General features: G+C 69.3%; 20 protein-coding genes. 12 read left to right on the plus strand and 8 right to left on the minus strand.

What is annotated here, in order from left to right:
* Position 1: 1 nt before the first annotated feature.
* Positions 2–541, minus strand: coding sequence for a TrmH family RNA methyltransferase (locus OG883_RS32960; protein ID WP_266548610.1), 540 nt, complete (start codon positions 539–541; stop codon positions 2–4).
* Positions 542–545: 4 nt separating this feature from the next.
* Positions 546–1,277: a class I SAM-dependent methyltransferase gene (locus OG883_RS32965; RefSeq protein WP_266548612.1), complete on the minus strand. Its 732-nt coding sequence runs from the start codon at positions 1,275–1,277 to the stop codon at positions 546–548.
* 133 nt (positions 1,278–1,410) lie between these two features.
* Here OG883_RS32965 and OG883_RS32970 point away from each other — a divergent pair, with 133 nt between their 5' ends.
* The 4 genes from OG883_RS32970 to fabF all read left to right on the plus strand — a co-directional run bounded on the left by OG883_RS32970 (position 1,411) and on the right by fabF (position 7,517).
* Complete coding sequence (locus OG883_RS32970; RefSeq protein ID WP_266548614.1) at positions 1,411–3,117, plus strand: class I adenylate-forming enzyme family protein; 1,707 nt, start codon at positions 1,411–1,413, stop codon at positions 3,115–3,117.
* Positions 3,114–4,355 carry an aldehyde dehydrogenase family protein gene (locus OG883_RS32975; RefSeq protein WP_266548617.1) on the plus strand — a complete coding sequence of 414 codons (1,242 nt, stop codon included), beginning with the start codon at positions 3,114–3,116 and terminating at the stop codon, positions 4,353–4,355. Before OG883_RS32970 ends, OG883_RS32975 begins: the two co-directional genes overlap by 4 nt.
* A gap of 108 nt (positions 4,356–4,463) precedes the next feature.
* Positions 4,464–6,203, plus strand: a complete 1,740-nt coding sequence (locus tag OG883_RS32980; RefSeq protein ID WP_266548620.1) for a thiamine pyrophosphate-binding protein — start codon at positions 4,464–4,466, stop codon at positions 6,201–6,203.
* Between the two features lie 51 nt (positions 6,204–6,254).
* Complete coding sequence (fabF, locus tag OG883_RS32985; protein WP_266548623.1) at positions 6,255–7,517, plus strand: beta-ketoacyl-ACP synthase II; 1,263 nt, start codon at positions 6,255–6,257, stop codon at positions 7,515–7,517.
* A gap of 226 nt (positions 7,518–7,743) precedes the next feature.
* Here fabF and OG883_RS32990 read toward each other — a convergent pair whose 3' ends face one another.
* Positions 7,744–7,908 carry a hypothetical protein gene (locus OG883_RS32990; protein ID WP_266548625.1) on the minus strand — a complete coding sequence of 55 codons (165 nt, stop codon included), beginning with the start codon at positions 7,906–7,908 and terminating at the stop codon, positions 7,744–7,746.
* Between the two features lie 233 nt (positions 7,909–8,141).
* Between OG883_RS32990 and OG883_RS32995 the strand changes: the two genes are divergently transcribed.
* Both OG883_RS32995 and OG883_RS33000 read left to right on the plus strand, forming a co-directional pair.
* On the plus strand, positions 8,142–9,164 hold the full coding sequence (locus OG883_RS32995) for an alcohol dehydrogenase (RefSeq protein ID WP_266548628.1): 1,023 nt from the start codon (positions 8,142–8,144) through the stop codon (positions 9,162–9,164).
* Positions 9,165–9,541: 377 nt separating this feature from the next.
* Positions 9,542–11,173 (plus strand): alpha/beta hydrolase, encoded by a 1,632-nt coding sequence (locus OG883_RS33000; protein WP_266548631.1) that lies wholly within the window; start codon positions 9,542–9,544, stop codon positions 11,171–11,173.
* A 218-nt stretch (positions 11,174–11,391) separates the two neighbouring features.
* On the opposite strand, the gene OG883_RS33005 is transcribed toward OG883_RS33000, so the two are convergent.
* Positions 11,392–12,348: a GlxA family transcriptional regulator gene (locus OG883_RS33005; protein WP_266548634.1), complete on the minus strand. Its 957-nt coding sequence runs from the start codon at positions 12,346–12,348 to the stop codon at positions 11,392–11,394.
* 82 nt (positions 12,349–12,430) lie between these two features.
* Between OG883_RS33005 and OG883_RS33010 the strand changes: the two genes are divergently transcribed.
* Entirely contained in the window at positions 12,431–13,024 is a 594-nt protein-coding gene (locus OG883_RS33010) for an MBL fold metallo-hydrolase (protein ID WP_266548636.1), read from the plus strand.
* Here OG883_RS33010 and OG883_RS46860 read toward each other — a convergent pair.
* Positions 13,021–13,653, minus strand: coding sequence for a response regulator transcription factor (locus OG883_RS46860; protein ID WP_323181022.1), 633 nt, complete (start codon positions 13,651–13,653; stop codon positions 13,021–13,023). The two genes, OG883_RS33010 and OG883_RS46860, sit on opposite strands and share 4 nt — an antisense overlap.
* Positions 13,654–14,322: 669 nt before the next feature.
* On the opposite strand from OG883_RS46860, the gene OG883_RS33020 reads away from it, so the two are divergent.
* A complete protein-coding gene (locus OG883_RS33020; protein ID WP_266548638.1) occupies positions 14,323–14,853 on the plus strand; it encodes a DUF1648 domain-containing protein in 531 nt (176 codons plus the stop codon).
* Positions 14,854–15,017: 164 nt separating this feature from the next.
* Positions 15,018–15,719: a DUF6333 family protein gene (locus tag OG883_RS33025; RefSeq protein WP_266548640.1), complete on the plus strand. Its 702-nt coding sequence runs from the start codon at positions 15,018–15,020 to the stop codon at positions 15,717–15,719.
* 83 nt (positions 15,720–15,802) lie between these two features.
* Here the strand turns inward: OG883_RS33025 and OG883_RS33030 are convergent, their stop codons facing one another.
* Both OG883_RS33030 and OG883_RS33035 read right to left on the minus strand, forming a co-directional pair.
* Positions 15,803–17,434 carry an MFS transporter gene (locus tag OG883_RS33030; protein WP_266548643.1) on the minus strand — a complete coding sequence of 544 codons (1,632 nt, stop codon included), beginning with the start codon at positions 17,432–17,434 and terminating at the stop codon, positions 15,803–15,805.
* A gap of 237 nt (positions 17,435–17,671) precedes the next feature.
* Complete coding sequence (locus OG883_RS33035; protein ID WP_266548646.1) at positions 17,672–17,860, minus strand: hypothetical protein; 189 nt, start codon at positions 17,858–17,860, stop codon at positions 17,672–17,674.
* A 577-nt stretch (positions 17,861–18,437) separates the two neighbouring features.
* Between OG883_RS33035 and OG883_RS33040 the strand changes: the two genes are divergently transcribed.
* The 3 genes from OG883_RS33040 to OG883_RS33050 all read left to right on the plus strand — a co-directional run bounded on the left by OG883_RS33040 (position 18,438) and on the right by OG883_RS33050 (position 20,653).
* Positions 18,438–19,139, plus strand: a complete 702-nt coding sequence (locus OG883_RS33040; RefSeq protein WP_266548648.1) for a flavodoxin family protein — start codon at positions 18,438–18,440, stop codon at positions 19,137–19,139.
* Positions 19,140–19,160: 21 nt separating this feature from the next.
* Positions 19,161–20,078, plus strand: coding sequence for a hypothetical protein (locus OG883_RS33045; protein WP_266548650.1), 918 nt, complete (start codon positions 19,161–19,163; stop codon positions 20,076–20,078).
* Between the two features lie 191 nt (positions 20,079–20,269).
* Positions 20,270–20,653 (plus strand): hypothetical protein, encoded by a 384-nt coding sequence (locus OG883_RS33050; RefSeq protein WP_266548653.1) that lies wholly within the window; start codon positions 20,270–20,272, stop codon positions 20,651–20,653.
* A gap of 194 nt (positions 20,654–20,847) precedes the next feature.
* On the opposite strand, the gene OG883_RS33055 is transcribed toward OG883_RS33050, so the two are convergent.
* On the minus strand, positions 20,848–21,045 hold the full coding sequence (locus tag OG883_RS33055; protein ID WP_266548656.1) for a hypothetical protein: 198 nt from the start codon (positions 21,043–21,045) through the stop codon (positions 20,848–20,850).
* Positions 21,046–21,138 lie beyond the last annotated feature (93 nt).

The following is a 21,138-nucleotide window of genomic DNA, read 5'->3' on the forward strand; positions in this document are numbered from 1 at the left end:
GTCAGTCCGTCTCGGGCCCGGCAGTCCACTCCTGGCGGCGCACCTCGTAGCAGCAGACGGCGACGGCCGTGGCCACATTGAGCGAGCCGACCCGGCCGAGCTGCGGAATGTAGGTCACCGCGTCACAGGCCGCCAGGCATTCGACCGACAGCCCGCGGTCCTCGTTTCCGACGGCGATGCAGACGCTGCCCGAGAAGTCGGTCTCGTGCGTCGGAACGGCCTCGCTGGCGATTTCGAGTCCGACCAGCCGGTACCCGTCGGCCCGCGCCTTCGCCACCGCCTCGTCGAGTTCGCCGAACGTCTGCACATCCAGATACCGGTCGGTCCCCATGGCCGTCTTCTGCGCCTTGGCATTGCGGGGTGAGGCGGAGGCGCCGACGAGATAGAGCTGTCCGACGCCCAGTGCGGCGGCGGTGCGCACGATCGCACCGACGTTGAAAGGGGATTGCACAGACTCGAGGAGCAGGGCCACCCGGGACGAGCTCCGCCGTCGCCAGGACCTGTGCAAACGCTTGAGATCTGTACCTCTGAGCTGCTGCATTCACTTATCCGCTAGGAGAGGTTTGGTGATGGTGCACTTCAAGTACGCGGTATCCGCGCTCGGAGGCCAGCCGGGTCGTCGGAAAACCCTGCGCGGTCAGCCACTTCGCCAACGAGTCCGAGCCGAGGTGTTTCTGCACGACGAGATAGGCGGCGGCGCCGGGCAGCAGCCTGGGGAGCCAGTGCTTGAGCATGGAGTGCAGTTCCGCCTTGCCGACCCGGATCGGCGGATTGGAATAGATGGCGCCGAACCGCACGTCCTCCGGCACCTCATTCGGGAGGCACGCCCGCACATTGCCGAGCTTCGCGGTTTCCGCGTTCTCCCGGACCAGGCCGAGTGCCCGCTCGTTCACATCCACGGCCCAGACGGGCAGCCGCTTACGGCGGGACGCGAAGGTCAGCGCGATGGGGCCGTAACCACAGCCGATGTCCAGAATGTCACCGCGCACCTTGGGCGGCGGGGCGTGATCCAGCAGCACTTTCGTCCCGGCGTCGAGCTTGGAGTGGGAGAAGACGCCGCGGTCGGTGACGAGGTCCAGTTCGATATCGGGCAGCTTGACCTTTACCAGGCCGCGCTCCGACGTCACCCCGGGATCCGCCGAAAAGTAGTGCTGCCCCGGGCTGGCCATCCCGGTCACCCCTCTCCTGGTCCACGCAGCGATCGAGGCGAGCTGACCGCTGTCGACTGATTGTAACGCGCCGCACACCGCCCCACAGACGTCGGTCTTCGCACGCACAAATCGATCGGAGTCCGGTCCCGCGCACCGGCGCCGGAATCCAGCGCACCACCGCACCGAACGCAGAAAGGCACACAGATGACCCGTGCCATATGTACAGGGAACGAAGGATCACAAGGTCACGGAGGCACCGGTGACCGGTGACATCATCACGGGAGAAGGCCGCCACCCGCTCTCCCGGGTTTCGACGGCGGCCCTGCGTACGGCGGGGGCGCTGCGCTCATGCGGCGTGCGACCGGGCGACCGCGTACTGCTCAGCACGGAGAATTCGGTCCCGCACGTCGTGGCACTGCTGGCGCTGATGCACCTGGATACCTCCATCGTCCTGGTGGACAGCCGGCGGACCGCGCCGCAGCAAGCCGCTATCGAGGACCGCACCCGGGCGGGCTGGATGCTGCACGATGCCGGCGACCCTCTCCGTTCCCTGTCTTCGACCGGCCCTGTACCGCTGTGTGTTGAGGAACTGTGCGGCGCCTATCTGAGTGAGGGGGCGCCGGCGGACGAAGGCGCGGGCGGATTACGGCTGGAGGACTGGCGCAGTCGCCGTGACGCGGTCGTCTGTTGGTCCTCGGGCACGACGGGCGAGCCCAAGGGGATTGTGCGTCCCGGGAATTCGGTGCTGCGCAATATCGAAAGCACCGCCCGCCGAATGGAATACCGGGCGGACGACGTACTACTGCCGCTGCTGCCGTTCTCCCACCAATACGGGCTCTCCCTCGTGCTGTTGTGGTGGATGACCGGCTGCTCGCTGGTGATTCCGCCGCACAGCCGCCTCGACCACGCCGTGCAATTCGCCGTGGACGCCGGGGTCACGGTCGTCGACGCGGCCCCCTCCACATACCACAGCCTGCTCAAGCTGATGGCGCGCAGGCCCGCGCTCGGTGCGGGGCTGGAGAAGGTGCGGATGTTCTGCGTGGGCGGCGCCCCGCTCGGGGAGCGGCTGGCGCGGGAGTTCCGGGAGCGCATGGGCCGGCCGCTGCTCGACGGCTACGGAAGTTCCGAGGCGGGCAACATCGCGCTCGCCACCCAGGCCGACCCGGTCGGCTGCGGAAAGCCACTGGACGGCGTCGACCTGCGGATACACACCGAGGACGGCACGGAGGCGGAGCCCGGCGCGGCCGGTGAGATCTCCGTGCGCACGCCCGGCCTGATGAGCGGCTACCTCAGTGCCGAGGGTGCCCTGGTGCCCCGCGGCGACGACCGGTACCGCACCGGTGACCTGGGCTACCGCGACGCGGAGGGCAATGTCCATGTGATCGGGCGCAAGCGCGCCGTGCACCGGCTCGGCCACACCCTCTACCCCGAAGCACTCGCCGCAGCCGCCGAGGCGTGCGGGCGCCCGGTGCGCGTCGTGCCCGTGGACGACGAACGTCTCGGCTGTCGGCTCGTGTTCGTCGTCGAGGACGAGGCCGGCGAAGACGCCCGGCACTGGCGGCGGGCGATGGCACCGCACCTGCCGTCCCACGGGCAGCCGAACGTCGTCGTGGTCATTCCCGAACTCCCCCTTAACCGCAACGGGAAGACCGACACCCACCGCCTGAGACAGCTGGCCGAAAGGGCAGTCGGCAAAGCCGCCGGACAGCACTCCGCACCGGCGGATTCCCCCGCACCGGGCGGCGTGGCGCAGCAGGACCGGGCAGGCGGGCAGAGCCCGGACGGCCGGCAGGACCGCGACGGTCTCGAGGACCGCGACGACCTCGACGACCGCGACGGTCTCGACGACCGCGACGACATCGAGGACCGTGACGACATGGAGGACCTCGAGGACCGGCAGCACATGGAGGGCCGGGAGCACCGGCCGGAATTCTCATCCGCACGATCGCAGGGGCAACTCCGATGAATCTCACCGCCAGTTCCCGCACGACGCCCATACCCGGGCGGCTCGACGCACTGGAGGCCGTACGCAGACATGTCGCCAAGGACCCGGCGCCGCTGCTCAGCATTCTCACCGAGATCTCCAACCACCGGGCCGCGGAATCCGATGTCGCCTCCTTTCTCGCCACCCTCGAAGGAGCCGCGCGGGAGATCGAGACCTACCGGCCCGGCCGGGTCGGCAGAACCGCCGTCTTCATGCCGTCCAACGTCCTGCTCTATTCCTACGCGCTGTTCGTGCTGATACCCGCGCTCTACTCCGAGGACGTCGTCTTCCGTCCGTCGAGCCAGGTCGCGGACCAGACCAGGCGTCTTCACGAACATCTGGCACCGGTGCACGGCCTTCCGGTCACGCTGTCCGCCCTCGGCCAGCGCGCATTCGTCGAAGGGCCCGCGAGTGACGCGGACGTCCTGGTCTTCACCGGCACCTACAAGAACGGCGAAAAGGTACGGGAGGGGCTGCGGCGCGACCAGTTGCTGGTGTTCTTCGGACAGGGCATCAACCCGTACATCGTCGCGCCGGGCGCCGATCCACTGCAGGCCGCGGAGGGCGCGGTCTCCATCCGGATGTACAACTCCGGGCAGGACTGCTACGGGCCGGATGTCTTCTTCGTACACGCCGATGAGCTGGACGGGTTCCTCAACAGCCTCACCGGCCTGCTCGACGCCCTGCGATTCGGCGAACACACCGACCCGGCGGCCGAGTACGGGCCGGTCCACTACGAGGGCGCGATGGAGATGGCGGCCGACCATCTGCGGCGTCACGCCAAATGGATCGTGCACGGCGGCGAGGTGGACTTCCGGCGGCGGCGTATCGCACCCACCGTGCTCGTGCGTCCGTTCAGCGACAAGGGCTCGCTGCCTGAGATGTTCGCACCCATTTTCAACGTGATCCCGTACGACGACACCGAACAGCTGCACCGCCGCCTGTCCTCCCCGTTCTTCAACGAGCGCGCCATGGGCGCCATGGTCTACGGCGACGCCCCGGAAACCGTCGAACTTCTCGCCCAGCGGCACCACACCTGCGTGAACCGGACCCTGCTGGACGACGAGGACGGAAACCGGCCCTTCGGCGGCCGCGGCGTCATCGCGAACTACCTCGCCTACGGGAAAACGCGGATCGCCGAACCGCTGCTGCTCTCCCATGTGGTGGCAGAGCACTTCCCGTCCGTACTCGCCCTGCGCGCATCGGAGGAGTCCCGTTGACGAAGCCGGGCCGCCTGCGGCGGCCACTTCTCCGAAGCCGCTGAAGGCAGGACCTCATCACCGCATCCGGCCCTCCCGGGCCGCTTGAACACCGTACGAAAGGATCCCATGAACGGGCCCAGGCAGCAGAGTTATCCGGGGTCGTGGCACGCGGTCGTCGACTTTCTCTCCGCGTCCGGAATCGACACCGTATTCGGCCTTCCCGCAGACGACGTCCAACTGCTGCGGGCGCTGGACGCTTCCGGCTCCGGTTCGGGTTCGGGTTCCGGTTCCGGCTCCGGCGTGAACATGGTGCTCTGCCGGGACCAGCGCAACGCGCTCTTCATGGCGACCGGTCACGCTCTCGCCTCCGGACGGCCCGCGGTCTGCGTGGTCGGCAAGGGGCCCGCCGCCGCCAACGCCGTCACCGGCCTCCTGGAGGCGCGGTACTCGGCGGCCCCCGTGCTGCTGCTCGCCGCCGGCACACCGGCCGCACGCCGGGGTGCCGCGGCATTCCAGGAGGCCGATCAGATGGCACTGGTCGGTTCGCTGGTGCGGTGGGCCTACCGGGTGGACCACCCGGAGCGGCTGGCGCCGGCGTTGGAGAAGGCGCTGGCCATCGCGACGGGCCCGGCCCCCGGCCCGGTCTATCTCGAACTCCCCGACGACCTCCTCGAGACCGAGATCGTACGGCGACGCCCCTGGGCCCGGCTCCCCCAGACGCTCCGTCATGTGGACCCCGCGCACGCGGGCGGCGACGCGCTCGAGGCGATCCGGCGGAGCCGCCGCCCCATCCTGCTGGCGGGCGGCGGCATGCGGCACGGTAACGCGGACCGGCTGGTGGAGCGCTTTGCCGAGCAGATCGGCGCCGCCGTTTTCAGTACCGCCTCCGGCCGCGGTGCCGTGGCCGAGGACCACCGGCTGTTCTGCGGCCTCTCCGGCCTCTACCGGCGCCCGGAGACCGCCGGACTCTGGCGCGACACCGACCTGGTGATCACCGTCGGCAGCAGGCTGGAGGAGACCGCCACCTACGGCTGGGAGTCCCTGCCGCCGGACACACCGGTCGTCCAGGTCAACACGGACCCCGCCGACGTCTCCGCCGAGTTCGCCGGTCCGCGGGTGATCGGCGACGCCGCGGGCACGCTCGCCGCCTGGTCCGGGCTGCTTCCCGGGGCCGGAGGGGATGACGCCTGGCGTGGCGCGGTGACGCAGGCGCGGCGGGAGATGACCGAGGCGGCGGACCGCGAGCTGCGGCGCATGGCCGCTTCGGACCGGCTGCATGTCGCGGAGGTGCTCGCCGCCCTTACGGCGGTGCTGCCGGCCGACCACGTGCTGGTGCAGGAGAACGGGCTCCAGGACATGTGGTCCTATCTCTTCCCGTACTACAGCACCGGCGCGCTCGGCGGTTCGGTCGTGCCCTCGGAGCAGACGAGCCTGGGCTTCGGCGCGGCGGCTGCCGCGGGCGTGAAACTCGCCGACCCGGCACGGACGGTGGCCGCCTTCGTCGGTGACGGGGCATTCGGCCTGTTCCGCAGCGATCTCGCCACTTTGGCGGACGCGGGCGCCGCGGTGCTCTACGTCGTCCTGCACAACGGCGGTTACGGCTGGCTCCAGTCGCAGCTCGACCAGCTCGGGGACGCCGCGCAGCGGTTCTCCTTCGTCCGTGACGAACCGGGGATTCCGGAGCCGGGCCACCTGCCCGGCGTGTACCAGCACGTGGTCTCCGGAAAAGGGGAGTTGGCATCCGCCCTTTCCACGGCGCTGAAGGAGTGCACGGCCGGGAGGGTTGCCGTCGTGCACGTACCGGTGGGCCTCGACGACGTCCCGCCCGGCATCAGCGAGGTGTCGGACACCCCCGTTCCGCATTGACGGCAACGCCGGAGACCACCATGCAAACGACCGCGATGGAGAGGAAAGACGATGCTCCCTGAAGAGCTGAGGAAGGCGCGCCGCCGCGTCGTCATAACGGGCTGTGGCGCGGTCACCCCGCTCGCCCTCACCGCAGAGGAGACCTGGGCGGCGCTTCTCGAAGGACGCAGCGGCATCCGTACCATCACGGGTTTCGACGCCTCCGACCTGCCCACCTCCATCGCGGGCGAAGTCCGGGGATTCGACCCCAGCGCCTATGTGCCGCACCGGGTCAGCAGAAGGATGGACTCGTACGCGCAGTACGCGGTCGGCGCCGCCGTGCAGGCGCTGGAATCGTCCGGACTGCGGCTGGACAGCGGGACCGCGGACCGTACGGGCGTCCTGGTCGGAAGCGGCTACGGTCCCGTGCAGACGAATCACAGCATGGTGCTCACCCTGCGGGACAAAGGGCCGCGCTTCATCACCCCGTATTCCCAGGTGACCGGAGCGATGGACAGCGCGGCAGGCGAAATCAGCATGCTCACCGGCGCCCGCGGCCCTTCCCGCGCTCTCAGCACGGCCTGCGCCTCCGGCACCGACGCCATCGGCGAGGCCGCCCAATGGATCAGATACGGCCTCGCCGACGCGGCCATCACGGGCGGCGCCGAGGACTGCATCACCCGGGTCGACATCGCGGGCAGCGGAAACGCGAAGGCGCTGTCCGTACGTGTCGACGAACCGCAGAAGGCGTCACGGCCGTTCGACACGGACCGGGACGGATTCGTGATGAGCGCGGGCGCGGGCATCGTCGTCCTCGAGGAGGCCGAGGCAGCGGTACGGCGCGGCGCCCCGATCCTCGCCGAACTCATCGGCTACGGCGCGAGCTCGGACGCGTACCACTGGACGGCACCGCGGAAGGGGGGCGAGGGAATGAAGCAGGCGATGCGCGCGGCGATCGACGACGCGGGCATCGAGCCGGAGGAGATCGGCTATGTCAACGCGCACGGCACAAGCACTCCGCTCAACGACGAAGTGGAGACGGCGGCGATCCGCGACGTCCTCGGGCCGCACGCCACCACGATTCCCGTCAGCTCCACCAAATCCATGACGGGACACATGATCGGGGCAGCCGGGGCGGTGGAACTCATCGCCTCCGTCCACGTCCTCGGCACCGGAATGGTGCCGCCCACGATCAATTGCGAGAACCCGCTGGACAAGGAGATGAACTATGTCGCGCACGTCCCGCAGCGCCGGGACGTGGAGGTGGCGATGAGCAACTCGTTCGGCTTCGGCGGCCACAACGCGGTGCTGCTGATCCGCCGCTGGCAGGAGTGAAGCGAAAGCCCGGGTCGGCAGAGACTGACCCGGGCTTTCCTCGAGCCGCCCAGGGGAATCAAGCCCTTGACCTGTGCATGCCGACCATGGGGCAGCCTGCGCCCCGTCCGCCGGCCCGTGCACCCCTCGGCGCTTTGCTGTTCCCGGGACCGGCGGCGCGCCGGGTCCCGGCCGGCTGATGCGGCTGGGACCCGGCGCGGTCAGCTGCGGCCGGGACCCGGTGCGGTCAGCTGCGGACGAGTTCGGCCGGTGGAGCGTCGGTGGCCTCCGGTGAACGAGTGACGAGCCGCGCACCCTCGGCGGTCCGCCGGGCCGGGCCCTCGGCGCTCCCGGCCCCCTTGGTGTCGACGACGAGCAGCGGTCCGTTGTGGCCGCCGACCGGCCGCCTCACCCCCGGCCAGGTGCTGACTGCTGCCGTCGTCTGCCTGTGTTGCCGTCAGCACAGCCGTCACAGCCGTCACGGCCGTCACTGTCGTCGGTGTGTTGGCGGTGCTGGAGGACCCTTGTCTCCCGTGCCTGGTCTGACGCCGGGGGTTCGCCCGCTCCTTTCGGCGCGCGCGGTGGGGCCGGAGCTGGTCTGCTGGTTATGGGGCGCCGTTGTACGCCTACCCCGGAGAGATCCAGATGAGTACCTATCGAGTTGCGCAGGTCGCCGCCTCGGGCGGTCCGTTGGAGATTGTCGAGCGGCAGGTGCCGCAGCCGGGCCCGGGCCACGTACGGATTGCCGTGGAGGCCTGCGGGGTCTGCCACAGCGACGTCATTTTCGTGAACGCCCTGGTGCCGGGCATCCGGTTTCCGCTGGTCCCCGGGCATGAGATCGCCGGTCGCATCGAGGAGGTCGGCGAGGGAACATACAGCGGCTGGCAGGTGGGCGACCGGGTGGCGGTGGGCTGGTTCGGCGGCAGCTGCGGCCACTGCACGCCCTGCAGACAGGGCGACTTCATCGTGTGCGAGAACCTGAAGGTTCCCGGATGGGCATACGACGGCGGTTTCGCCGAGACGGTGATCGCACCGGCCGACGCCCTGGCCCGGATCCCCGACGCACTGGCGGCGACCGATGCGGCGCCCTTGGCCTGCGCGGGGGTGACCGCGTACAACGGGCTGCGACGCAGCTCCGCACGGCCGGGCGATCTGGTCGCCGTACTCGGCATCGGGGGCTTGGGGCACCTGGGGGTGAAGTATGCGGTCGCGATGGGCTTCGAGACAGTGGCCATCGCCCGCGGATCCGACAAGGCCGACTTCGCCCACCAGCTCGGTGCGCACCACTACATCGACAGCACGGCGGGGACCGCCGTCGCAGACGCTCTGCAGTCCCTCGGCGGCGCCAGGGCAGTTCTGGCCACCGCCGCAAATTCCGACGCCATCACGGCGACCGTGGAAGGGCTTCGCCCCCGCGGCGAGCTGGTGGTCATCGGCGCGGACGCCGGGCCGCTGGGAATCAGCCCGAACCAACTGCTCATGAGCGGCAAGATCATCCGTGGTCACCCGTCCGGCACCGCGCAGGATGTGCAGGACACCATGGCGTTCAGCGTCCTGCACGGCATCCGCCCCATGATCGAGACCGTGCCGCTGGACCAGGCCGATCAGGCGTACCAAAAGATGATGTCCGGCGCCGCCCGCTTCCGGATGGTGCTCACCACCCGCTGACGCTGAACACGCCTGCTTGGATACGCCATGGCGGGGCCGCGTACTGCTCGGGGCGACTGCTCGTCAGGAGATCGCTCACCTGCCGGCGTTGGCTGCCGTTCAGGCAGTCGACGCCCCTGGTTGACCGCGGCCCACTGCCCCATCGGGCATGCACGGGGGACGGCGGTAGTGATCCGGGCTGCGGCCACCCGAGCGAAGAGGGCATCCACCCGATGCTGGTCCCGGCCGGCGATGTACACGCCTCGAGGAGCTCGGCCATTCGGCGGCGGTCCGCTGGCGCGCCCGGTAGGGCCGCAGTGTTGTTGACACGGATGCGTGCCGACGTCCATAGCACCACAGCATGGGTGATCGGGCGCTCAGCCGTGAAAGGACAGCGCATGCTCATACCCGGACCCATAGCGGGCCGCCGACGATGTGCCACGGTCATAGCCTCGGCGGTGATGTGCTCGACCGTGTTCACCGGGCAGGACCTCGCCGCCGCCGGCGGCGCGCCGACACCTTCGGTGCCCGCCCCGAAGCTGGAGTGGAGAGCCTGCGTCCAGGGCAGTCAGTTCGACTGCGCGACCGCGAAGGTGCCGCTGGACTACAGCAACCCCCGCGGTCGCACCATCGAGCTGGCGGTCGTGAAACGCAAGGCGACCGGCCCCGGACGGCGCATCGGCACCCTGTTGTTCAACCCCGGCGGACCCGGTGGTCCCGGAACGGTGCAGATGCCACAGAATTACGAGGCCTTCCCCCAGGAGGTGCGGGAGCGGTTCGACATCGTCAGCTGGGATCCACGCGGGATCGGCAACAGCACCGCGGTGAACTGCTTCGCGAGTCCCGAGGAAGCCGAAGCATGGAATGCGAGCAAACCGGCCGGCGCCTTCCCGGTGGGCGAAAAGGGGCGGACGGCCTGGATCGCCGCGTACAAGGATCTGGCCCACCGCTGCCAGCAGCGTGACCCCGAGCTCCTGCGCCATGTGTCGACCGCCGACACCGCTCTCGACCTCGAGCAGCTCCGTCGGGCGGTGGGCGACCGACAACTCACCTACCTCGGGATCTCCTACGGCACAATCCTGGGCGCCACCTACGCCAACCTGTTCCCCGGCAAGGTCCGCGCCATGGTCCTCGACAGCAACATCGACCCGCAGGCCTGGACGAACCACGCCTCCGACGACGCCCCCCGGCTGCCGACGTTCCTGCGCATGGGTTCGGACCGCAGCGCGGCAGCAGTCCTGGACCAGTTCCTCGCCCGGTGCGGGTCCACCACCACCGCCCGGTGTGCCTTCTCCGCCGGCAGCCCGAAGGCGACCCGGGACAAGTTCGACCAGCTGCTGCGGCGGCTCCGGGAGCATCCCGTGGGCGAGTGGACCTATGCCCGTACGGTCGGTGACGTGGTGAGCGGCCTCTACATCGTCCACCCCGGATGGACGGACGTCGCCGGCAGGCTGCAGAGCCTGTGGGAGGGCCGCGCCCCGGAGCCGTCCACGCCCCCACCCGCACCACCGGTTCCGAATCCGAATCCGTACCTCGGCGATGAACAGGCCGGTGCGGTGCTCTGCAGCGACAGTCCCAATCCGCGTGACCCCGCCGCCTACCACGCCATGGAAGAGGCCAGCGTCACCCGTGCGGGCGACGCCGGACGCTTCTGGACCTGGGCCACCTCGGGGTGCGCCGACTGGCCGGCCGTAGCGGCCAACCGCTATCGCGGCCCGTGGAACAAGCCGACGGCACACCCCGTCCTGGTGGTCGGCACCACCTACGACCCCTCCACTCCCTACTCGAACTCGCAGGCCATGGCCGAAGAACTGGCCGACGCCCGCCTGCTCACCAACAACGGGTACGGCCACACCGCACTGATCAACCCGAGCAGCTGCATCAAGGCCCACGAGGGCCGCTACATCATCGACGGCACCCTCCCGCCGGCCGGAACCGTGTGCCGACAGGACAGGCCCCCCTTCCTCGCACCCAAGCCGCGCGGCGGCGTCGCCACCGGCGGCGGCGCAATGGCCGGCATCGTCTCCTGAGCCCGGCTCCGGGCAACTTCCTGCTTCGCGAAGTGCACCTGTGCGGCAAGACGGTCCCGATCCGGCAAGCCCTGAGCGTCAGAAGCAAGCTCTGAGCGTCAGAGGGCAGTAAGGCGAGCGACGATGCGCCTTCCGGCGCGGATCTGGTGCAAGGCGCTTGGCGCGGTCCGGACAACAAAGAAGCCCCGGGCCGTCGGCCCGGGGCATGCACTCGCCGGCTACGGCGTGCGGGTGAAGGACCGGCGGTAGGAGCGGGGCGGCACTCCCCGACGCCGTACGAACTGTGAACGCAGGACGGCCGCGCTTCCGAAGCCGACCAGGCGGGCGATCTCCTCGACAGGGAAGTCCGTGGTCTCCAGGAGTTCCTCGGCGCGACTGAGCCGCAGGCCGAGCAGCCAGGCGTGCGGGGTAGTGCCGGTCGAGGCGGCGAAGCGGCGGGCGAAGGAGCGCCTGCTCATCAGGGATCGGCGGGCCAACTCCGCCACGGGAAGCGACTCGTGGAGGTGCTCGCGGGCCCAGGCGAGCACGTCGGCAAGCCGATCGTCATGGCAGTCCTCGGGGGCCGGGGTGGCCAGGTACTGGGCTTGTCCCCCGTCGCGGTGGGGCGGCAGGACCAGGTCTCGGGCGATGGCGTTGGCCGTGGCGGCGCCGTACTCCCGCCGCAGGAGGTGCAGGCACAGGTCGAAGCCGGCAGCGGCTCCCGCGCCGGTGACAATCGGGCCTTCGTCGATGTACAGGGCGTCGGGTTCGACGGTGACATCCGGGTGGCGGTCGGCCAGCAGGCCGGAGAACCGCCAGTGGGTGGTGGCGCGCCGCCCGTCGAGCAGGCCGGCCGCGGCGAGCGCGAAAGCGCCGACGCAATGTCCCGCGACCAGCGCGCCACGCTCATGTGCGGCGGTCAGCGCGCCGAGCACGGCGGGTTCCGGCGGTGTACGGAAGTCCGCCCAGGGCAGGGCGATCACCAGGTCGGCCGCGGCCAGCCGGTCCAGGCCGTGCTCGACCACGATCGGCAGCCCGACATCACTGCGGATCCGTCCGGGCCGGTCGGTGCACAGGGCGAAGTCGAAGCGGGGCAGGTCCTGACCGCGCGCGTCGAACACCTCGGAGACGATGCCGGCTCCGAGCATCCCGACACCGGGCGGGGCGTAGGCGGCGACGGTCACGAAGGGCGGCATGCGGGCAGTGTGGCACGATTCCTGCGATCAGTGGCAGTGCGGCCACTCGTGAACGAGGGTTCTGCCCGGAAGACTTGGGGCCATGACAGACGCACCGCTCGGCCGCAGCGCCACATACAAGATCCTGACCACCGGCTACACCCTCTCCACCGGCCCCGGGGTGGCCGCCACCGTCTCCTACATCAGTGACGGGGAACGCCACGTGATCGTCGACCCGGGCATGGTGGCCGGCCGCGATCGGATCCTCGGCCCGCTCGCGGAGTCGGGGATCGGCCCCGATGACATCACCGATGTGGTGCTCAGCCACCACCATCCGGACAACACCATGAACGTCGGCCTCTTCGGCCGGGCTCGCGTCCACGACCACAAGGCGATCTACCAGAACGACCAGTGGACCGACCGCGACGCCGAGGGCTACGAACTGACCCCCTCGCTCAGGCTGATCCGCACCCCGGGACACAGCCGCGAGGACATCACCCTGCTGGCAGGCACGGACTCGGGTGTTGTGGCCTTCGTGGGTGACCTGTGGTGGCGCCCCAACGGCCCGGTGGAGGACCCGGTGGCCCCGGACCACGAGATACTGCTGGCATCCCGGCTCCGGGTACTTGCCGCCGCGGACCTGATCGTGCCCGGCCACGGCGCCGCGTTCCCGGCCGACGACAGTGCGCCGCGCTAGCGGTGATGAGCACAGCCCAGGACGACACGCTGATCTGTGGACCGGGCGTTTCGATCCGGCGCACGCGTGAGGGCAGCGATGCGCGCGAACGCGAACAGCGCGGAAGCCGTCGGGAGTCCGGGCAACGAAGCAGGTCCAGGTCGCTGCGCAGGGCGGTGGTCCGGCGCGCGGTGGACGTACTGACGCCGACCGGCGCTACTGGTCGTCTGACCCGGTGCCCAACAGACCCGCTCGTAGGCCATGACGACCGCCTGGGTGCGATTGTTGGCGCTCAGCTTGGTCAGCACGTTGCCCACGTGCGTCTTGACGGTCTCCAGGCTCACCCGCAGGTCGGTGGCGGCCTCTTGATTGGAGAGCCCCTTCGCCATGAGCCGCAGGACCTCGATCTCGCGGCCGGTGAGCAGGGCGGCCCTGCCGGTGGCGGCATCCCGCCGTACGGGCCTGGCTGCGGCCAGGCGGCGCACGACGTCCGGGAACAGCACGGAGTCACCGCCGGCTACCAGCCGGATGGCGTGCGCGATCTGCTGGGCCGGCGCCCGCTTGCGGATGAACCCGCTGGCGCCGGCCCGCAGGGCGTCGTAGACGTGTTCGTCGTTCTGATATGTCTGCTCGCCGCTGCACAATGCCATGAACACCTCCTTCGTCGTCCATGGCGTACTGCTGCTCGCCGGCCTGCTGCTGACCGGTTCCTGCTGGGTTCGCAGCCGGTTGTCGACCACCGCACGGGTTCCTTTTGTTAGCAGCCGGGCTCACGGCAGCAGCCGAGCGGCACGCACCTGAGCTTGAGGGTGGGATGCGATGTCATGGCTCTCCAGTGAGGGCATCTGCGGGAGTTGGGGCACGCGGAGGACCTGCTCAACGTTGACCTTTCGACCCGCGAACGGGTCCGTCCAGGGGCCTCGCCGGGTCGGACCCATGCGCTGACAGTGGACCGGCTGGCCGCTCTGGAGGGGAAGGCCCGCAGGACCTTGACGGCGACCTCCCGGTTGAGCAGTTCGTCCACCGCCCGGCCCACCACTCCCATGCCACCGCGCCCGACCCTCGCAGTCACCCGGTAACGCCCCCGAGCACCTTCCCGATCAGCTCTCCACCGTTCGCTTCCCCCGCCGTCACCGCACGCCGCGTTCCCCAACTGATCGTCAATTCACCATCTGGCGGGCACAATCGTAAAAGGAGGAGCACTGGGGAAGGCGTGGCCGCCGGGGGCACACGCGCAGCTCCGAGACGACGTTCGGCCGGATCGGTGGAGTCTTGATCAGCCCTTTCCAGCCTTGTCCTCACGTCGGACAATCAGTCCCATGGTGCTCTCGCCTCCTTTTCGGCTGTGGTTACTTCCCAACGTTGCGCTGCTTGCGACGCTGGCCATCTGGGGCGCGATCCGCTACCCGCGCCTGCCGGACCGGATACCGAAGCACTTTGGCATCGATGGCGTGGACGCCTGGGCGGACCGGTCGATCGGCGGTGCGTTCGTGCTGGTGTTCCTGTACGCGGGGGTGACGGTGCTGATCACCGCCTGCGCGGAGCTGATGCTGCGGATGACAGCACGCAACGAGTTGCCGGACAGGGCCGCGGTACCGTTCGCCGGTCGGCAGATGCCCCCTTCTCTGGTCAACCGGCCTGGTAGCCGCGCCTCGGCACGCAGAACCGCACGGGCCTTGTTGGTGCTCAACGTGTGTATCGGCATCTCATTCCTCGTCGGCTGTGGAGTGCTGTGGCGCTCCATGCCTGAGCAGGAAGTGACGGGATGGCTGATTGCCGCAATGATTGTGCCGCCCCTTGCCGGCACCTTGCTGACCGTGGCGGCAGCCGTGAGCGACCAGAAGCGATAGCCGTTCCCACCTGGTTTCACGAGCAAGGCGTTTGGGCTGACGGAAACGATGCAGCTCCGTCCGCGGTGGTGGAACTGGTGCCTCAACTCCTTTCTGAAGCAATGGAGTTGGCCGATGTCGCGCTGATCGTTGCCTGATGGCGCCCTGCCCTAAGCTCGCCCCTCATGAGCCTCGACCGTGCCACCAGATGCCGCCACAGCATCACTCAGATCACCCGCGTACACCCCCCGTCCCCGGCCGGCTACACCTACCGCACCATCGACCGGGCCCCCGCGCACGACCAGGCCCGCGCCCGCGCGATCGTGCGCGAGCTGCCCACGGTGGCCGGCGTGGAGGAGCTGGCCCCGATGTCGCGCCTGGACGTCCGGTCGCCGACGACCTTCGATGATCTGGACTACGTCACCGTGGGCTGCTGGGGCGGCGTCGTGCAGATCACCGACCCCGCGTTCGGGGAGGACGGCGCCGGCTCCTGCAACCTCGACCCGGTCTTCGACGGGCAGGTCAAGGCCCACCCCGATGCCCGCATCATCGGCGCGTGCGAGATGGACTTCTCCCTCACCTACGGCAAGTACCTGGTCCATGTCCCCGGAGTGCCGGACGTGAGCGCGGACGGGTGGGACGAGATGATCGTCAGCGGGAATCCGGCGGAGGCTTTGCGGGCGTGCGGGATCGACCCGGAAAGGCCCGGCGCGGAGGGCCTGGACTTCGACGACCCGGACGGCTTGAACTGGGGCGAGTACCTCGATCTGATCGCCTGCGGCCTGTACATGCCGCTGGCGAACGAGACGCTGATGGTGTCGGTGTTCAAGGTCTCCCGGCCGGAGGACACCCAGGAGAACATCGAGGAGGTCTGGTACCCGCAATGACCCGCCGCGGCCAGCCGCGGCCGCTTCGTCGTGCGGAGGGCCTCCCGCTGTCCGGGTGTTCCTCGGGCACCGGGTCGCCGCGGCTATGGCTCGGTCGAGCGGGGCTGGGGCGAGCGGGGCTGGGTCGTCGGGATCCGGTGGGTGAAGAACATCGCGAGGACGGTGGCGAGGGCGAGGATGGCGAGTGCGGCGCGCAGGCCGTCGAGCCTGGCTGCCGCGTTCGCGTCGAGCGCGGCTCGGGTGACGTCTGTGCTCGTGCCCGCCTCCTCGAGGGCGGCCTTGAGCTGGGCGTCCGACAGGAAGGGCACGCCGCTTTGGAGTTCGACGGTCGCCTGGCTTATTACCTCAGCCGGAATCGCCGGATCTTTTTCGATTGTGGTCAGGAACGACGTGGTCAGGGCAGCGATGAGGATCGACCCGGCGAGTGCCGTGCCGATCGAGGCGCCGAGGTTGGTGACCGCGTTCTGGACGCCGCCGACTTCTGCGCTCTGTTCCTCCGGCACTGCGGACACGGTGACCGACCCGAGCTGGGACGCCAGAGCTCCCATGCCGAGCCCGATCAACAAGAGCGGGATGGTGACGATCTCCGCACCGGCGTCCGTGTCGAGCGCGGCCATCAGTACCACCGCACCCACGAGCAGCGCGAGGATCCCGAGCCGCACCACGCGCCGCGGCGAGATGTCCGGCAAAAACCTCGGGATCAGGATCGCGGCGGCGAGCAGTGTCAGCGAGAGCGGCAGGATGCGTGCGCCGGTTGTGAGCGCGGACAGGCCGAGTGCGACCGAGAGGTAGAGCGGTACGACAAAGAACACGCCCATTTGCACGAGGTACTGGAAGAAGAACATCGTCAAGCCGCCGGTGAGCTGCTTGTTCTGCAGAAGTGCCGGGTCTACGAGGGGCTCCTTGCGCTGCTCCACCACGCGCGCCTCCCAGCGCAGGAAGAGCCAGATCAGAAGCAGACCCACCAGCATCAGCCACACGACCAAAGAGATCCCGAGCCAGGCGGGCGCGTCGGGCTTCGGCCGGAACCAGCCCCATTCGTCCGAGCGGAGTACGCCGTAGACGAAGATCCCGAGCCCGAGGGCGGAGAGCGCGGCACCGACGAGATCGAGGCGGTGGCGTTCGTCGCGTGGAGCGTCGGCGATGCGGCGGGCGAGCAGCAGGATGCCGACCACGATGACGACCTCACCGGCGAACACCCAGCGCCAGGAGAAGTACGTCGTCGCGACACCCCCGATGAGCGGCCCCACCGCGATCGCCACGGCCCCGGCGGCCGCCACGAGCCCGTACGCGGCGGGCCGGCGCTCCACAGCGAAGTTGCCGGCAACGAGCGCCACGATCGCCGGCAGGATGAGCGCCGCCCCGACCCCCTCCAGGAACGACCAGCCCAACAGCAGCACCGGCAGGTTCGGGGCGAGCGACGTCGTCAGTGACCCGCAGCCGTAGATGGCGCAGCCGATCATGAACGCACGCTTACGGCCGATGATCGCGCCGACCTTGCCGCCAGGGATCATGAACATCGCCATCACGAGCGTGTAGGCCGTGATCGCACCCTGGATCCCGGTCACCGTTGTTCCGACGTCGTCGGCCACCGTCGCGATCGAGACGTTCATGACAGAGCTGTCGAGCGCCATCAGGAACTGCCCCGCGGCGAGTGTCAGCAGGACGAGTCGCGGCGTCGTCGAAATCTCAGGGGTGCCTGCCCGGGATGTCATGGCCGTATCGTCCCTGCGGTCCCGGGGGGCTGATCCGCGACCCGCCTCGGAGGTCAGCCGGTTGGCGGCGCTTGACGTCACCGACCCCACTGAACCTCTGGCCGGCTCCCGGTGTCACGGTCGCTACTGACCGCGGTTGTCCCCTCGTTCTGGTACGCATCCGGCACGGGCCGGAACAAGGTCATGGGGCGGTGCTGTGACAGCCAGGTCCCCCGAACCGGCCGTACCAGCCGGCGCCTATCGCTTCTGGGCCCTGTCCCGCTTGAGAAGCGCGGTGATCTTCTCCTGGTTTGCATCACCGTTCAGCTCGCTGAGGAGGTCGTCAGGGCATAGTTCGTAGTGGTCGCCCCACCACCGACGCCCTCTGTTGTCCCAGATGCGGCAGCCGCCCGGTACGCCTCTGGCTACGTACCGCCTCCTACTCACAGTGCCCCCCGATGCGGTCGCTGCTGTTGTCTTCCTGCACGGCTCCTCCTGGAGCCGACTGCGGACGCCTGCGGACGCCTGCGCACATCAGGCGAAGGCTCGCTGGGGCGGAAACCTGCGTCACCCGCTTTTGGGAGCGAGGTGGGGCGAGTTGGGGCCTGACCTGCGGGATGCCGACTCCGGGGTCTGCTGGCCAGAGCCCTCGCCGGCGACCCCGTTCCCCGTGAGTCCCGGCCCGATCTGGCGCGGATGCGGCACGGGGAACTTCTGATCCGTAGCTCTGGCCGGATCGGTCGGCGACGTCCATACCGGCTGCTACGAGCCCCGGGGGACACTACCGGCCGTGATCGAAGGTGATTGCGGTACTCGCAGCTGTACGGGGCAGCTGCGAGAAGGCTGCCAACAAGGCAGACGACAAGGTATCGGGCACGCACCGGGCAGGAGACGCCCAGCTGGTCCAGACAACAAGAAGGCCCGGGTCTACGGCGGGCGCGGGCGGTGCCCGGCCCGGCCGGCGCCGGGCGCGAACGGTTGAGAGCTACTTGTAACGCTTGACGCGCCGGCCGCACTGAGGGGTATGAGCCATGACGACCTGCGTGCGCTGTTCCTGAACTGCACGCTGAAGAAGAGCCCGGAGCGCAGCCACACGCAGGGCCTGATCGACCTCAGCTCGCGGATCATGGAGAAGCAGGGCGTTCAGGTCGAGCACGTGCGGGCGATCGATCATGAGATCGCCACCGGGGTGTGGCCGGACATGACCGAGCACGGCTGGGAGCGCGACGCGTGGCCGTCGATCTACCAGCGGGTGATGGCCGCCGACATCCTCGTCATCGCCGGGCCGATCTGGCTGGGTGACAACAGCTCGGTCACCAAGCTGGTCATCGAGCGGCTCTACGCCTGCTCGGGCCTGCTCAACGATGCCGGTCAGTACGCCTACTACGGGCGTGTGGGCGGCTGCCTGATCACCGGCAACGAGGACGGCGTCAAGCACTGCGCCATGAACGTCCTGTACAGCCTGCAGCACCTGGGATACACGATCCCGCCGCAGGCGGACGCGGGCTGGATGGGAGAGGCCGGGCCAGGCCCTTCCTATCTCGATCAGGGCTCCGGCGGTCCCACCAACGACTTCACCAACAGGAACACCACGTTCATGACATGGAACCTGTTGCATCTGGCCCGGCTGCTCAAGGACGCCGGTGGCGTTCCGGCGCACGGGAACCAGCGGTCGCAGTGGGACGCCGGGTGCCGGTTCGACTTCGAGAATCCGGAATATCGCTAAGTCAGCAACGAAAGGCCGAAAATGACCGTCGCAACCGTCGAGACCGTCCCCACCTGCGCCTATCCGGGCTGTACCAATCCGCCCGAGCCGCCCGCACCCGGCGTGCAGGGTCCGGCGCCCCGCTATTGCCCGCACCCCGACCACAACGCGCTCGGCGCGTTCAAGAAGTTCCGCGCGAAGCGGATGCAGCGCAAGGAGGACAAGCGCGCGGCAGCCGAGGCCAAGAAGGCGGCCAAGGACGATGCGAAGGGGGCCCAGGCGTCGGTCGTCGAGCCGTCGTCGCCCGCCGCCTTCGGGCAGGCCTCCGGTGTTGGTGCGGCGCCCAGTGCGCTCGGGCAGGTCCCCGGCGCCGAAGTGGTGCCCCAGGAGCTCGGACAGGCTCCCGCCGCCGATGGATTCGAGCAGACGCCTGCGGAGGCCGTGCACAACGAAATAACGGCAATGATGGAAATGTCGGTTGTCGACGACGCCCCTGCCGCCCAGTCACGCGACGCCCTCGTCGCGCTCATCAACCAGCTCGTCACCCACGTCAACCAGCTCGCCACCGACCTGCCCGGTTATATCGAGGAGTTGGCGATCATCACGGACTCCGCGGCGGCCGAGGCCAGGATCGAGACCGTCACCCGCGCCTCCGCGCAGCGCATCCTGGCCGCCGAGCAGCGCACCACGCTCGCTGAGGAGGCTGCCGAGATGGCCATCGCCGCGCTCGAAGCCGCGGAGCAGAAGTTCGCCGAGGAGACCGCTGCGATCCGCGAAGAGACGGCCCGCCAGGTGGCAGACGCCGAATTCGTCCGGGCCGAGCTGGAGCGCTACCGCGAGCGTGTCGGCATGCTTGAGGTCAGGCTCGACAGCGTCCGCGACGAGGCCGATGAGCTGCGCCGCGAGAAGGCCATGCGCTCTGTCGAACCTGAGCGGCCGCGCCCCGCTCAGCAGTGCTGACGGTCGTCGGCCCGCCAGACTTCGGCGTTCCGATCAAGAACTCCGGTCGGCAGCACAGCGGACGCCGTGATCCTCGCCCCCGGCGGCGACGGGAATCCCGCAGGGCGCGGCAGCGTCACCGCAAGGAATCGTCGGCGCAGGAGCCAGCCATGTAGTCCAACACGTCAGCGTTGACCCGACAAAGGAAGACGATGCAGAAGAGCACACTCAAGAAGTGGTCCGCCAGGATCGCAGCCTCCACCGTGATCGCAGCGACCGCCGCACTCGTCCCGGCCGCCACCGCCCAGGCAGGCACCCCCCAGCAGTTCCGTCTCTGCAACTACGGCCGCGGCTACGACACCATCGTGGAGTTCCCGAACAGGGGCGGCTACGCGTTCCGCGTGCTGGCCGGAAAGTGCACCACCACGCATGTGGCCACGAGTTCCAACGAGCCGGTCAAGCTCTACGCGGTCCAGGGGCTGCAGTGGCCCTCCAGCCGCAGCCATCTTTTCGCCGGGTTCAGTTACGACGACAAGCGGGGCATCGACATCACCACCAGGGGAACCTACGGAGCCGTCAACTGGAGCTGGCGGTAAGCAATGTTCGGACCGACTCGGGGCTACCGCCCCGAGTCGGTCCCGTGAGTCGGCAGACAGCCGTATCGCTTCGGACAGGGCCAGTACTGCAAGGAGAACCTGCCCCGCCATCTCCTCGACTCGACGTGCTGGTGGTGGAGCCGGGGACGGTGGCGCGGGGCGGGCGGACCTCCATCGTCACCCGCCCCGAGCGTTCACCTGCTCCGCCACGAGCCGGACGGCGTGCTCGCCCAGCCGTTGTGCGTGCCGTCGTCGAGCCGCCCTTCCGGCAGGAAGCGCCAACTCGGCGAACCGGCAGGGCCGCTGCGCGCCCGTACGCCATCGAGGTGCTTGCGGCCGAGCCGGCCCAACGTGACCGACTGCTGGAACGTCCCCATGCCGGTCTCCGCCACCGTGACCACTCCCGACTCGCCGCCCGCGTCCTGCGGGACGTCGAGGAGGGCGGCCGACGTTACGTGTAACGTTCGCCGGTCTTTCCGTCTCTG

The organism is Streptomyces sp. NBC_01142 (genome assembly GCF_026341125.1).
GTDB lineage: Bacteria > Actinomycetota > Actinomycetes > Streptomycetales > Streptomycetaceae > Streptomyces.

Bases quoted from the DNA above. Each gene is read 5' to 3' on its own strand.
- OG883_RS33030 (WP_266548643.1), bottom strand. From the start codon at position 17,434: ATGACATCCCGGGCAGGCACCCCTGAGATTTCGACGACGCCGCGACTC.
- OG883_RS32995 (WP_266548628.1), top strand. From the start codon at position 8,142: ATGAGTACCTATCGAGTTGCGCAGGTCGCCGCCTCGGGCGGTCCGTTG.
- OG883_RS33010 (WP_266548636.1), top strand. From the start codon at position 12,431: ATGACAGACGCACCGCTCGGCCGCAGCGCCACATACAAGATCCTGACC.
- OG883_RS32980 (WP_266548620.1), top strand. From the start codon at position 4,464: ATGAACGGGCCCAGGCAGCAGAGTTATCCGGGGTCGTGGCACGCGGTC.
- OG883_RS33025 (WP_266548640.1), top strand. From the start codon at position 15,018: ATGAGCCTCGACCGTGCCACCAGATGCCGCCACAGCATCACTCAGATC.
- OG883_RS33000 (WP_266548631.1), top strand. From the start codon at position 9,542: ATGCTCATACCCGGACCCATAGCGGGCCGCCGACGATGTGCCACGGTC.
- fabF (WP_266548623.1), top strand. From the start codon at position 6,255: ATGCTCCCTGAAGAGCTGAGGAAGGCGCGCCGCCGCGTCGTCATAACG.
- OG883_RS32975 (WP_266548617.1), top strand. From the start codon at position 3,114: ATGAATCTCACCGCCAGTTCCCGCACGACGCCCATACCCGGGCGGCTC.
- OG883_RS32960 (WP_266548610.1), bottom strand. From the start codon at position 541: ATGCAGCAGCTCAGAGGTACAGATCTCAAGCGTTTGCACAGGTCCTGG.
- OG883_RS33040 (WP_266548648.1), top strand. From the start codon at position 18,438: ATGAGCCATGACGACCTGCGTGCGCTGTTCCTGAACTGCACGCTGAAG.
- OG883_RS33005 (WP_266548634.1), bottom strand. From the start codon at position 12,348: ATGCCGCCCTTCGTGACCGTCGCCGCCTACGCCCCGCCCGGTGTCGGG.
- OG883_RS46860 (WP_323181022.1), bottom strand. From the start codon at position 13,653: ATGGCATTGTGCAGCGGCGAGCAGACATATCAGAACGACGAACACGTC.
- OG883_RS33045 (WP_266548650.1), top strand. From the start codon at position 19,161: ATGACCGTCGCAACCGTCGAGACCGTCCCCACCTGCGCCTATCCGGGC.
- OG883_RS33020 (WP_266548638.1), top strand. From the start codon at position 14,323: ATGGTGCTCTCGCCTCCTTTTCGGCTGTGGTTACTTCCCAACGTTGCG.
- OG883_RS33050 (WP_266548653.1), top strand. From the start codon at position 20,270: ATGCAGAAGAGCACACTCAAGAAGTGGTCCGCCAGGATCGCAGCCTCC.